Consider the following 12295-nt stretch of genomic DNA (forward strand, 5'->3'; position numbering starts at 1 on the left):
CCCCTACGCCCGCTTGCGACGCGCCGTCTTACGCGCCGGGCGCGCGGGTTCCTCGCCGGCGTCCTTGCCCGCGTCATCGCCGCCGTCGTCGGCACTCCCGGAACTGCCGCCGCGCTTCGTCGCGCCGCCTTTCTTCAGGCTGCGCTTGAGCAGTTCGGACAGGTCGAGAATGTCCGCGCTCGCCTTCGCCTCGCCGCCTTCCTCGAACTTCATCACTTCGGCGACCTTGCCTTCCTTCACCTTCTTCTCCACGAGCGCCATGATGTCGTCGCGGAAGGTGTCGTGATACTTGGTCGGGTCCCATGAGTCGCTCATGTCGTCGATCAGGCGCTTGGCCATGTCCAGCTCCTTCGCCGTGACGCCGGCCTTCTTGGTGTCTTCGTCGGGGAACGTGAACTGGCTGAAATCGCGCACTTCATCGCCCCAGCGCAGCGTGTTGAGCGCGAGCGCGGGGCCGACCGGGATCAGCGCGGCGAGATGCTGCTTGTTGTGCAGCACGACGCTCGCGATGCCGACCTTGCCGGTATCCTTCAACGCGTCGCGCAGGAGCGCATAGACCTTTTCGCCCTTGCGGTCGGGCGTGAGGTAATACGGCGTGTCGAGCGAGAGGAACGAGATCTCGGGGGCATCGACGAACGAGAGAATATCGACCGTCTGCGTCGATTCGGGATTGGCCGCGCGAATTTCGGCGTCGGTCATCACGACGTACTTCCCCTTCTCGTACTCGAAGCCTCGCACGATGTTGTCGCGCGTGACGTCCTTGCCGGTGTTCTTGTTGATCTGCTTGTAGCCGATGGGGTCCATCGACCGTTTATCGAGCAGATTGAAGCCGACCTTCTCCGACTGCGTGGCCGGATAGAGTTGCACAGGCACGTGAACCAGCCCGAAGCTGATCGCGCCTTTCCAGATCATGTGCGGCATCGCGATTACCTCGCTGACGGAACGGTCGATGCGTTGGCGGTTGGCATGTCGGCGGCGCGATCGAGCGCGACGCTATGGGCATCGGTTCTGGTAGCAGGAAGGATGCCAACGTCGGGCAACCGCTGGGTTGTCGCGGCCGCGAGCGATAAAGACGGTTAGTTGCGTCACGGCCTGCCGCTCGGAGGAGCGGCGTGAGTGAGTTACTTCCGGCTCGCCGTGATGGTCAACTGAGTGCCGTCATCGAGCGTCACGGTCTTTTTCGATCCGGTCGACGTCGGCATGGTGAAACGCACGATCTGGCTGACGCGAGAATCGACGGGACACTGCAACGCCTTGCCCGCGACCGTGACCTTGCTCGTGCCCTTCGGCGCGTACCCGCGAAAGCTCAGTTGAACGTTGGCCGAACCGTTGTCGGCCACGACGGGCGCAAAGCGGATCTGCACCTGGCGCACCGCTGCGCCCTCGGCGCTACGCGGGATCGACGAAAGCTGCGGGCACCCGTCCGGCACCGCCTGCGCGCCCTTGGGCGCGGACGCTTGCCAGGTGAAGTCGTCGCTCTCGCCTGAGCGGATCGTGCGCGTCTCCTGTTCGTTGCCGAAGGTCTTCGACGTCATCTTGACCGTGTATTTGATCGGCCCGTCGTTGGGCGCTTCGGACAAGACGCGGATGCCGGGCGTGGCGTGCGCCGTCGCAAGCACCCCGCAAGCGACCACGGCTGCACACGCGCCGCGCACTGCGTTCGAGAGTCGATTCATCCGGCATCTCCTGAATAAGCGCGAGAGCAATCCGGCGCGGCGGGCGCCGGATCGGCTCAAGGCGGAGTCAGTCTAGCGCTGAGGATGCGCGGGCTTCGTCGGGGAAAACCCGAGCCTGCGCATGCCGGAAAGAATGCGCCGAAGCGTTTCAGAAACCCGTCATCACCAGCTTGCCGATCGCGCGCCCTTCTTCCAGAAGGCGATGCGCTTCTCTCAGATTCGCGGCGTTGATCTTTCCGAGGTTCTTGCCGAGCGTCGTGCGGATGGTGCCTGCGTCGATCAGCCGCGCCACTTCGGACAACAGCTTGTGCTGCTCGATCATGTCGGGCGTCTGGAACATCGCGCGCGTGAACATGAACTCCCAGTGAAACGCCGCGCTTTTCGCCTTCAGCAGTTCGACCGGAAGCGGCGCTGCATTCTCGACGATCGTGCAGATGCTGCCCTGCGGCTTCACGACTTCGGCCGCGGCCGGGAAATGCTTGTCGGTGTCGTTGAAGATCAGCACATAGTCGACTTGAGGCATGCCGGCGTCCTTCAGTTGCGCCGGAATGTCCTCGAAGTGATTGACGATGCGATCCGCGCCCAGCTCCGTCGCCCATTTCGCCGACTCGGGCCGCGACGCCGTCGCGATGACGTGAAGCTTCGCCACTTGCTTGGCGAGCTGAATACCGATCGAGCCGACGCCGCCCGCGCCGCCGATGATGAGCACGCTCTTGCCCGCGTCCCTGCCTTCGGCGGACACCTTCAGCCGGTCGAACAGTGCTTCCCATGCAGTGAGCGTGGTGAGCGGGAGCGCGGCCGCGTGCGTGAAGTCGAGCGACTTCGGCTTCGCGCCGACGATGCGCTCGTCGATCAGATGAAATTCGCTGTTCGCACCTTGCCGCGTGATGTCGCCGGCGTAATACACGGCATCGCCCACTTTGAAGAGCGAGACGTCCGGACCGACGGCTTCGACGACGCCGGCCGCGTCCCAGCCGAGCACGCGCGGGCTTTCCTCGATCTTGTCCTTCGGCGCGCGCACTTTCGTGTCGACCGGATTCACCGCGATGGCCTCGATTCTCACGAGCAGATCGCGGCCGGTCGGCGTGGGCTTATCGAGCTCGATGTCGACGAGCGATTCGGGGTTCGAAATGGGCAAGTAGCGGGTCAGACCGATGGCCTTCATGATGTGTCCTTGTTCAGGTGACTTTGGATTCTTAATGCAAACGGTGACTGCATCGTAGCGCGCGCCACGCTTTCGGAAAACCGCCATAATGGATGAAACATTTTTCGGGGAATCCATCGAATGGCGAGCGACGCATGGGTTGAAGGACACGCGCGAGACCGGCTTGACCTGCTCGACGTGAGCCTTTTCGTGCGGGCGGCGGCGCTGGCCAATCTGTCGTCGGCCGCGCGGGAGTTCGGCTTGTCGCCGGCCGTGGCGAGCGCGCGGATCGCGGGCCTCGAGCGCATGCTGGGCGCGCGGTTGCTGCATCGGACGACGCGGCGCGTGAGCGTCACGCAGGAAGGCGAGATCTTCGCGGCGCATGCGCGCCAGTTGCTGGATGCGGCAGAAGCGGCGCGCGCATCGGTCGGCCGGGCGCTCGCGGAACCGCATGGGCGGCTGCGCGTGACGATGCCCTCTTCGCTCGGCCGTCAGCACATCTCGCCGCTGATTCCGGCTTTCCTCGCGCAGTATCCGAGCGTGACGATGGACCTGCGCATGACGGATCAGATCGTCGATCTCGTGGATGAAGGCATCGACCTCGCGATACGCATCGGCGCGTTGAAGGACTCGACGCTCGTCGCGCGCAAGCTCGCGAGCAACCGGCGCGTGCTATGCGCGTCGCCCGCCTATCTCGAAAAACACGGCACGCCGCGCCATCCCGCAGACCTTGCGCAGCACGAATGCGTGATTCTGGCCGATCAGCGCGACTGGAGTTTCGTCACGCCGACGGGCGTGATCGATGTGCGCGTGTCCGGCCGGCTCGTCACGGACAACGGCGAAGTGATCCGCGATGCGCTCGCGGCGGGCATCGGCATCGGGCTGAAGTCCACCTGGAGCGTGGCGCCGTTGCTGGCGAGCGGAGAACTCGTCACCGTGCTCGACGATTATCCGATCGCGCAGACGGTCGCGATCTGGGCGGTGTACCCGAGTCGGGCGTTCGTTCCGCCGAAGACGCTGGCCTTCATCGAGTTTCTTGCGGGAAGGTTCGGGGAGCCGCCTTATTGGGACGTCGAGCCGGCAGCTGTGATGCGTTAGCACGGTTGCGTTTTGCATGCTGCATGCACGATGCCGCATGCAAAATGCCAAGTTGCCGCCGGCGTCGAAACAACACCTCGCCCCGTACAATACCCGCTTCCCGCGCCCTCGCTCGACAAAAAACCGCTCCGATGAACCTCGTCATTCAAAGCCCCGCCCCGATCGCCGATTCGCACGTGCGGCCCCTTGCCGCCCTCGCCCGCTCGCGCACGGCTTCACGTATCGACGACACGCTCTTGCGCCTCGTCGATGCCGATCCGCTTCAGCGTCCCGACGTCGATGCCTATTGCGGGACGCACGCGCTCGACTACGCGTACATCGAGCCGCGCGCGCAGCTTTCCGATTTCGGTCTCGTCGCCATGGACATGGACTCGACGCTGATCACCATCGAATGCATCGACGAGATCGCGGACTTCTGCGGGCTGAAGGCCGAAGTCGCTGCCATCACGGAAGCGTCGATGCGCGGCGAGATCAAGGACTTCAACGAAAGCCTCACGCGCCGCGTCGCCCTGCTGAAGGGCCTCGATGCCACGGCGCTCGAACGCGTCTATGAAGAACGCCTGCGACTGTCGCCGGGCGCGGAGCGCATGCTGGAAGGCGCGCGCGCGGCGGGACTGAAGACGCTGCTCGTGTCCGGCGGGTTCACGTTCTTCACCGAGCGCCTGAAGACGCGTCTCGGGCTCGACTACACGCGCGCGAACACGCTCGAAATCGTGGATGGCAAGCTGACCGGCAAGGTGATCGGTGAAATCGTGAACGCCGACGTGAAGGCGCGCACGCTGCGCGAGACGTGCGAGAAGATCGGCATCGATTCCAAGCGTGCGATTGCAATGGGCGACGGCTCCAACGATCTGAAGATGATGGCCGAAGCCGGCTTGTCCGTGGCGTTTCGCGCGAAGCCCGTCGTGCGCGAGTCGGCGAGCGTCGCGTTCAACTTCGTTGGACTGGACGGACTGCTTCGCCTGTTCTGATCGCGGCGAGCACACCGTCCGTCACGTGACATTACGTTACGCGAACGCCTTGCCGAGCGCGGATTCGATGTCCGCGCGCAAATCCGCTTCGTCTTCCAGACCTACGAATAGCCGCACGAGCACGCCTTCGTGCGGCCATTGCGACGCGGTGCGCATCGAGCGCACGTTGTAGGGCATCGCGAGGCTATGCGCGCCGCCCCAGCTCCAGCCAATCGAGAATAGTTCGAGCGCCTCGACGAAGGCATCGACCTGTTCGGCGCTGTAACGGGCATCGAATACGATCGAGAACAGACCGCCCGCGCCGCCCGAGAAGTCGCGTGCGAAAAACTCATGGCCGGGGCAATCGTCGAGCGCGGGATGCAGCACCGCCGCCACTTCCGGGCGCGTCTTGAGCCAACGCGCGAGCGCGAGCGCCGAGCGGTCGTGCGCTTCGTAACGCAGTTTCATCGAAGGCAGGCTGCGCAAGACGAGCGATGCATCGTCCGCCGACACACCGACGCCCAGCCGCATGCGCGCGCGCTTGAGCTTCCTGTGCAATTCGACATCGCGCGTGATCGTTGCGCCCATCAGAATGTCGCTGCCGCCCGACTGATACTTCGTCAGCGCCTGCACCGAGATATCGACGCCGTGATCGAACGGCTTGAACGCAAGTCCCGCCGAGAATGTGTTGTCGATCGCCGTCACGATGCCGCGCGCCCGCGCGACCGCGGCGATGGCCGGCACGTCCTGCACTTCCATCGTGACCGAGCCGGGCGCTTCGAGCCAGATGAGCTTCGTGTTGGGACGGATCGAATCGGCGATGCCAGCGCCGATCATCGGATCGTAGTAGCCGACTTCGAGGCCGAAGTCTGCCGCGAGCCAGTCCGCATGCTCGCGGTTCGGCGAGTAGGCATTGTCCGGCACGAGCACGTGATCGCCCGCTCTGACGAGGCCGAAGTACACGTTCGATATCGCCGCGAGCCCGGACGGCTGCAACAGCGCATGCTCGCCACCTTCGATCGCGGCGAGGCGCTGCGCGAGCGCGATCGTCGTCGGCGTCCCGTGCAGCCCGTAGCGCCACTTCGAGTCGTCGCTCCAGACGAGCGCGCGCATCGTCGCGAGATCCGGAAAAACGACCGTCGATGCCCGCGCCACCGGCACGGAAAACGACTCGAAGCCGGGCGTGATACGGTCGTCCGGCTGGACGATGCGCGTTTGCAGGTCTCGGTCCTTACTGCTGGAATCGGTCATGGGCTTGCTGTCAGCGTGGATGAAGAAAGGCGTTATTCGCCGGTGATGACGTTCGTTGTTCCACCCACGGCGTTCAGCGGCGAGGAAGGCAACGCAGGCGGCGCGGGTTCGAGCGAAGGCGCGGCGGGCGCGGCAGCGGTGCCAGTGCTGGCCGGCGCGCGCGGCAGCGTCACGCCCGCCACGGCAGGCCGCAACTCGAAAGGCTGCGCATTCGAATCGTCCGGGTCCATGCGTTCACCCGAGACGCTGCCGTCCGCCTCGAACTTGCCGACCCAGTTGCCGGTGATGTGCGTTCCGTCGTTCGACTCCTCGATTTCGAGCGTTTCGCCGTCGCGGTCGCCCGCCACGAGAATCACCGTCGGGCTGCCGGCGAAGCGATATTCGCCGTGCACGCCGGACGCGTCATCGGTCTTGGCGCCGAGCTTCATCTCGATCTGCTTGCCGCCGAGCGTGCCCACGTAGCGCGGAAAATGCGCGTACTCCGGGTTCGGCGCGAGCGGCTTTTGCGGCGGCAGCGCGAGCGTCCGGATCGCCTTGTCGGCGCCATACGATTCGCCGCTCGGCGCGCTCCGGGCGCTCGCGGACGCGGACGCCGACGCCGACGCATCCGGCGGCATCGGCGAATTGCAGCCCGCGAGAGCAAGCGCCGCGGCCAGACCGGCGGTCATCGTCAGCGCGGCCGGCACGCCCGGCCGCTTCGTTGCTTCTCTCATCCTTCTTTCCTTCGATACCACGTCAAATACGCTCGAAGATCGCCGCGATGCCCTGCCCGCCGCCGATGCACATGGTCACGAGCGCGTAACGCCCGCCGATGCGCTGGAGCTCGTACAGTGCCTTCACCGTGATGAGCGCGCCCGTCGCGCCGATCGGATGCCCGAGCGAAATGCCCGAGCCGTTCGGGTTCACCTTCGCGGGATCGAGCCGCAGTTCCTGCGTGACCGCGCACGCTTGCGCGGCGAACGCTTCGTTGGCCTCGATCACGTCGAGATCGTCGACGGAAAGCCCCGCGCGTTCCAGCACCTTGCGCGTGGCCGGCACCGGGCCGATGCCCATGATGGTCGGATCGACGCCCGCGTGCGCGTACGCGACGAGCCGCCCGAGCGGCCGCGCGCCGCGCTTCTCCGCGACGCCGCGTTCCATCAGCACCACGGCCGCCGCCGCGTCGTTGATGCCCGACGCGTTGCCCGCCGTCACCGTGCCGTTTTCCTTCGCGAACACGGGCTTCAGCTTCGCGAAGTCGTCCGCCGTCGCGTTCATGCGCACATGCTCGTCGCGGTCGAACACGGTGTCGCCCTTTTTCGCTGCCAGCGTGATCGGCAGAATCTGCTCTTTGAAGTAGCCAGCCTCGATGGCATTGGCCGCGCGACGGTGCGATTCCAGCGCGAGCTCGTCCTGCGCCTCGCGGGTGATGCCGTACTTGTTCGCGACGTTTTCCGCCGTCACGCCCATGTGAAACTTGTGGAACGGGTCGTTGAGCGCGCCGAGCATCATGTCGACGACGCGCGCATCGCCCATGCGCTGGCCGAAGCGCGCGGCGGGCATCACGTACGGCGCGCGGCTCATGCTTTCCGCGCCGCCGCCGATGGCGATGTCCGCATCGCCGAGCAGAATGGACTGCGCGGCCGACACGATCGCCTGCAAGCCCGAGCCGCATAGCCGGTTGACAGTGAGCGCGGGCGCGTGCTGCGACACGCCGCCGTCGAGCGCGGCGACGCGCGCGAGATACATGTCGCGCGGCTCGGTCTGGATCACGTTGCCGAACACGACGTGTCCGACTTCCTCGCCCGTGACGCTCGCGCGGGACAGCGCCTCGCGCACCACGCGCGCGCCGAGATCGGTCGGCGTGAAATCCTTGAGCGCGCCCCCGAAATCGCCGATTGCCGTGCGCACGCCGCTTGCCACCACCACTTCGCGTTCCATGTCGTCTCCTGTTCCTATCGAATGATTTTTTGAAAGCTCACGCCAGCGCGCGTTCGACGGCCGCCCGGTCTGGAATCGGCGCGACGGCGCCGAAGCCTTGCGTCGACAAGGCCGCCGCCGCGTTCGCGTAGTGCGCGGCCGCGAAAGGATCGTCGCCCGCGAGGAGCCGCGCGATGAACGCGCCGCCGAAGCAATCGCCCGCCCCGGTCGCATCGACCGCATTCACGACACGGCCCGGCACCACGCGCCGCTCGTCGGGCGTCGCGACATACGCGCCTTCGCGGCCGAGCTTCATCGCGACGATGGTCGGACCGAGCGCGAGCAGCGTGTCGACGATCGCGTCTTTGTCTTCATGGCCCGTGAGCACGGTGACGTCGTCCCAGCTCGGCAGGCAGATATCGCTCTGGCGGATCGCTTCGAGCATCACCGCGCGGGCGCGGGCGAGCGGCCAGAGCTTCAACCGCAGGTTCGTGTCGAAGCTGACCTTCACGCCGTTGATGCGCGCATGGTCGATAGCCGCGAACGCGGCATCGCACGCGCTCACGCCGATGGCGAGACTGATGCCGGACAGATGCACGATTTTCGCCGCCGCGATCGTGTCGAGCGGCAGATGCGACGGCGCATAGCGGCTCGCCGCCGACCCCGCGCGCAGGTAGTCGAAGCGATGCCCGCTCGCGCCGTGCGACACGAAATAGACGCCCGTTGGCGCGTCCGGATCGACGCGAACGGCGGACGTGTCGACGTTCTCCGCGCGCCACAGATCGAGCAGCAGCTGCCCGAAACCATCGTTGCCGACCGCCGAAACGAAGCCCGTCGCCGCGCCCTGCCGCGCCGCCGCGATCAGAAAGTTCGATACGTCGCCGCCGAAGCCTTGCAGATACGTCGGCTCGTCACGTCTCGACTGATTGAACTCGATCATCGCCTCGCCGAGCGCGAGGATATGCGGCGTAACGGGCGTGTGGGGCGTCGGGAGCGTCATCGATCAGACCTCGCCCCAGAGATCGTGGCCGTCCGCGCCCGTGATCTTCACGGAGACGAAGTCGCCCGCCTTGTAGCGCTTCGACGCCTTCGTCGGCGGGGCAATATACACGACGCCGTCGATTTCCGGCGCATCCGCCGCCGTCCGCCCGATGCCGCCTTCCGCGCTTATTTCGTCGACGAGCACCTTCAGCGTCTTGCCGACTTTCTTCTTCATGCGTTTCGCCGACAGTTCCTCGGCCAGTTCCATGAAGCGCGCGCGGCGCTCCTCGCGCACGTCGTCCGGCAGCGCGCCGTCGAGCTCGTTGGCGGTCGCGCCTTCGACCGGCGAATACGCGAAGCAGCCGACGCGATCCAGATCCGCTTCCTCGATGAAGTCGAGCAGCGTCTGGAACTGCTCTTCCGTCTCGCCCGGAAAGCCCGCGATGAACGTGCTGCGAATCGTCAGGTCGGGGCACATGGCGCGCCATGCCTTCACGCGCTCCAGCACCTTTTCGGCGTTGGCCGGGCGCTTCATGCGCTTGAGCACTTCGGGATGCGCGTGCTGGAACGGCACATCGAGATACGGCAGAACGTGGCCCTTGAGCGGGCCTTCCGCCATCATCGGGATGACTTCATCGACGCTCGGATACGGATAGACATAATGCAGGCGCACCCACGCGCCATACTGCGCGGCCAGTTCGCCCAGCGCGCCGACGAGTTCGGTCATGCGCGTCTTGAGCGGCTTGCCGTTCCAGAAACCGGTGCGGTACTTCACATCCACGCCGTACGCGCTCGTGTCCTGCGAGATGACGAGCAGTTCCTTCACGCCCGACTTGAACAGATTCTCGGCTTCGAGCATCACTTCGGCGACGGGGCGCGAAACGAGATCGCCGCGCATCGACGGAATGATGCAGAACGTGCAGCGATGGTTGCAGCCTTCGGAAATCTTGAGATACGCGTAATGGCGCGGCGTGAGCTTGATGCCGGCGGGCGGCACGAGATCGACGAACGGATCATGCGGCTTCGGCAAGTGCGCGTGAACCGCGTTCATCACTTCGTTGGTCGCGTGCGGGCCGGTGACGGCCAGCACCTTCGGATGCACTTCCTCGATGAGCCCGCTGCCGCTCGCGCTCTTTTTCGCGCCGAGGCAGCCGGTCACGATGACCTTGCCGTTTTCGTTGAGCGCCTCGCCGATGGCGTCGAGGCTTTCCTGCACGGCTTCGTCGATAAAGCCGCAGGTGTTGACGACGACGAGGTCGGCGCCGTCATAGCTGCCGGAGATTTGATAACCCTCGGCGCGCAACTGGGTGATGATCTGCTCCGAATCGACGAGGGCTTTCGGGCAGCCGAGGCTGACCATGCCGATCTTCGGCGCGGAGTTCGTCTTGACGATTGAATCTGGGGAATTTTTCACGGGGAAACGGTCGGATGAGGGGCGTCGCCGGACGCACGAGGCCAATCCCGTATTTTACCCCGGAGCATTCGTGAAAGCCGTTCCGGGCTGCTCGCCCGAAGCGAGAACGCCCGGCTTCCTTACTTCTTGTCCCCTGACGGCGCAGTCGGCGTCGGGAACGGGAACGTGTTGAACATCGTCTTCGCCTGATTCTGCATCTGCTCCTGCATCTGCACGAACATGTTCTTCGACTGCTCGATGTAGCTCGTCATCATGCCCTGCATCATCGGGGCCTGCATGTTCATGAACTGCGACCAGACTTCCGGGTTGAGCGCGTTACCGTCGTAGATGCCCTTGCTTTGCTCCGAGAGCTTCTGCTGGATGTCGATGAACGCCTGGATGTTCTTCTCCAGATACGTGCCCATCATGCCCTGCATGGCGTGGCCGTAGAAGCGGATGATCTGCGAGAGCATCACCGACGAGAACATCGGCAAGCCGCCGCTCTCTTCTTCCAGAATGATCTGCAAAAGGATGCTGCGCGTCAGGTCGTCGTTGGACTTGGCGTCGAGCACCTTGAAGTCTTCCTGATCGAGCACGAGCTGCTTCACGTCGGACAACGTGATGTAGGTGCTCGTCTCCGTGTCATAGAGCCGCCGGTTCGGATATTTTTTGATGAGTCGTTCGGCGGATTTCTTTGTAGTAGTCGTGGTGGTCATTGAACGCCTTCAAAACGCGAGACTTTACTGCGATGGCAGCAAGCATGTCTTGCGTTGTCGCAAAAAAGCGTTGCTGCGGGTTCGCCGCATCGTTGATGTATCCGGCAGGCGGCATCCGCCGGCGCGGGCGCCCCATGCGCCCCGCCGGCGATCGCGGCCCGTCAGCCCATGTGCAATCCACCGTTGAGCGAGAAATCCGCCCCGGTGGAGAAACCCGATTCCTCCGACGCGAGCCACGCGACGATCGAGCCGATCTCGTCCGGCGTGCCAAGACGTCGCACGGGAATGGTCGCGACGATCTTCTCCAGCACTTCCGGGCGAATGGACTTCACCATGTCCGTGCCGATATAGCCCGGCGAGACCGTGTTGACCGTCACGCCCTTGGTCGCCACTTCCTGCGCGAGCGCCATCGTGAAGCCGTGAATGCCGGCCTTGGCCGTCGAATAATTCGTCTGGCCGAACTGGCCCTTCTGCCCGTTCACCGACGAAATATTGATGACGCGGCCCCAGCCGCGCTCGACCATGCCGTCGATCACTTGCTTGGTGACGTTGAAGAGACTCGTCAGGTTCGTGTCGATGACCGCGGTCCAGTCCTCGTGCGTCATTTTGCGGAACACGACGTCGCGCGTGATGCCCGCGTTATTGACGAGCACGTCGACTTCGCCGACTTCGGCCTTCACTTTGTCGAACGCGTTCTTGGTCGATTCCCAATCGCCGACGTTGCCCTCGGAGGCGATAAAGTCGAAGCCGAGCGCCTTCTGGTCTTCGAGCCATTTCACCCGGCGCGGCGAGTTCGGCCCGCAGCCTGCAACGACCGTGAAGCCGTCCTTGTGAAGCCGCTGGCAAATGCTGGTGCCGATGCCGCCCATCCCGCCCGTTACATACGCTACGCGCTTCGTCATGCTCGACTCCCTTTTCGTTATGCGGTGCGCGCCCGAGGGCGCCGCCCGCTTGTCCCTTTCTTTGTTCCGACGCGGCTTGCGCTACAACCGTCCTCGGCTCAACAACCGCCTTCCGCTCTACAGCCGCTCGACCGCCAGCGCGACGCCCATGCCGCCGCCAATGCACAGCGACGCCAAGCCCTTCTTCGCGTCGCGCTTCTGCATTTCGTGCAGCAGCGTGACCAGAATGCGGCAGCCCGATGCGCCGATCGGATGCCCGATCGCGATCGCCCCGCCGTTCACGTT

12 protein-coding genes and 1 pseudogene are annotated in these 12295 nt (G+C 64.8%); 2 read left to right on the forward strand and 11 right to left on the reverse strand.

Annotated elements, in window-relative coordinates; genetic code table 11:
- Nucleotides 1-3: 3 nt before the first annotated feature.
- The 3 genes from ku to NCR37_RS07245 form a co-directional block, all read right to left on the reverse strand.
- Nucleotides 4-921 carry a non-homologous end joining protein Ku gene (gene ku / locus NCR37_RS07235; protein ID WP_250472408.1) on the reverse strand — a complete coding sequence of 306 codons (918 nt, stop codon included), beginning with the start codon at nucleotides 919-921 and terminating at the stop codon, nucleotides 4-6.
- A 200-nt stretch (nucleotides 922-1121) separates the two neighbouring features.
- Complete coding sequence (locus NCR37_RS07240; protein ID WP_250472409.1) at nucleotides 1122-1676, reverse strand: DUF6013 family protein; 555 nt, start codon at nucleotides 1674-1676, stop codon at nucleotides 1122-1124.
- Between the two features lie 148 nt (nucleotides 1677-1824).
- Nucleotides 1825-2841, reverse strand: a complete 1017-nt coding sequence (locus NCR37_RS07245) for a zinc-binding alcohol dehydrogenase family protein (RefSeq protein WP_250472410.1) — start codon at nucleotides 2839-2841, stop codon at nucleotides 1825-1827.
- 120 nt (nucleotides 2842-2961) lie between these two features.
- On the opposite strand from NCR37_RS07245, the gene NCR37_RS07250 reads away from it, so the two are divergent.
- Both NCR37_RS07250 and serB read left to right on the forward strand, forming a co-directional pair.
- Complete coding sequence (locus NCR37_RS07250) at nucleotides 2962-3918, forward strand: LysR family transcriptional regulator (protein ID WP_250472411.1); 957 nt, start codon at nucleotides 2962-2964, stop codon at nucleotides 3916-3918.
- A gap of 131 nt (nucleotides 3919-4049) precedes the next feature.
- Nucleotides 4050-4889 carry a phosphoserine phosphatase SerB gene (gene serB, locus NCR37_RS07255; RefSeq protein WP_250472412.1) on the forward strand — a complete coding sequence of 280 codons (840 nt, stop codon included), beginning with the start codon at nucleotides 4050-4052 and terminating at the stop codon, nucleotides 4887-4889.
- Between the two features lie 36 nt (nucleotides 4890-4925).
- On the opposite strand, the gene NCR37_RS07260 is transcribed toward serB, so the two are convergent.
- From NCR37_RS07260 to NCR37_RS07295, 8 genes and pseudogenes are all read right to left on the reverse strand, one after another.
- Nucleotides 4926-6119 carry a cystathionine beta-lyase gene (locus NCR37_RS07260; RefSeq protein WP_250472413.1) on the reverse strand — a complete coding sequence of 398 codons (1194 nt, stop codon included), beginning with the start codon at nucleotides 6117-6119 and terminating at the stop codon, nucleotides 4926-4928.
- 32 nt (nucleotides 6120-6151) lie between these two features.
- Nucleotides 6152-6832 (reverse strand): hypothetical protein, encoded by a 681-nt coding sequence (locus NCR37_RS07265; protein WP_250472414.1) that lies wholly within the window; start codon nucleotides 6830-6832, stop codon nucleotides 6152-6154.
- Between the two features lie 22 nt (nucleotides 6833-6854).
- Nucleotides 6855-8039 carry a beta-ketothiolase BktB gene (bktB, locus tag NCR37_RS07270; RefSeq protein ID WP_250472415.1) on the reverse strand — a complete coding sequence of 395 codons (1185 nt, stop codon included), beginning with the start codon at nucleotides 8037-8039 and terminating at the stop codon, nucleotides 6855-6857.
- 37 nt (nucleotides 8040-8076) lie between these two features.
- Entirely contained in the window at nucleotides 8077-9018 is a 942-nt protein-coding gene (locus tag NCR37_RS07275; protein ID WP_250472416.1) for a sugar kinase, read from the reverse strand.
- Nucleotides 9019-9021: 3 nt separating this feature from the next.
- The gene (gene rimO, locus NCR37_RS07280) at nucleotides 9022-10359 is read right to left on the reverse strand and encodes a 30S ribosomal protein S12 methylthiotransferase RimO (protein ID WP_206468240.1); all 1338 of its coding nucleotides are present in this window, start codon (nucleotides 10357-10359) and stop codon (nucleotides 9022-9024) included.
- A gap of 173 nt (nucleotides 10360-10532) precedes the next feature.
- On the reverse strand, nucleotides 10533-11108 hold the full coding sequence (gene phaR / locus NCR37_RS07285) for a polyhydroxyalkanoate synthesis repressor PhaR (protein ID WP_175940416.1): 576 nt from the start codon (nucleotides 11106-11108) through the stop codon (nucleotides 10533-10535).
- A 161-nt stretch (nucleotides 11109-11269) separates the two neighbouring features.
- Nucleotides 11270-12010 carry a 3-ketoacyl-ACP reductase gene (locus NCR37_RS07290; protein ID WP_250472417.1) on the reverse strand — a complete coding sequence of 247 codons (741 nt, stop codon included), beginning with the start codon at nucleotides 12008-12010 and terminating at the stop codon, nucleotides 11270-11272.
- Nucleotides 12011-12127: 117 nt separating this feature from the next.
- Nucleotides 12128-12295, reverse strand: a pseudogene (locus NCR37_RS07295) (acetyl-CoA C-acetyltransferase); the annotation flags it as partial.

It is taken from the genome of Caballeronia sp. GAFFF1, assembly GCF_023630705.1.
GTDB lineage: Bacteria > Pseudomonadota > Gammaproteobacteria > Burkholderiales > Burkholderiaceae > Caballeronia.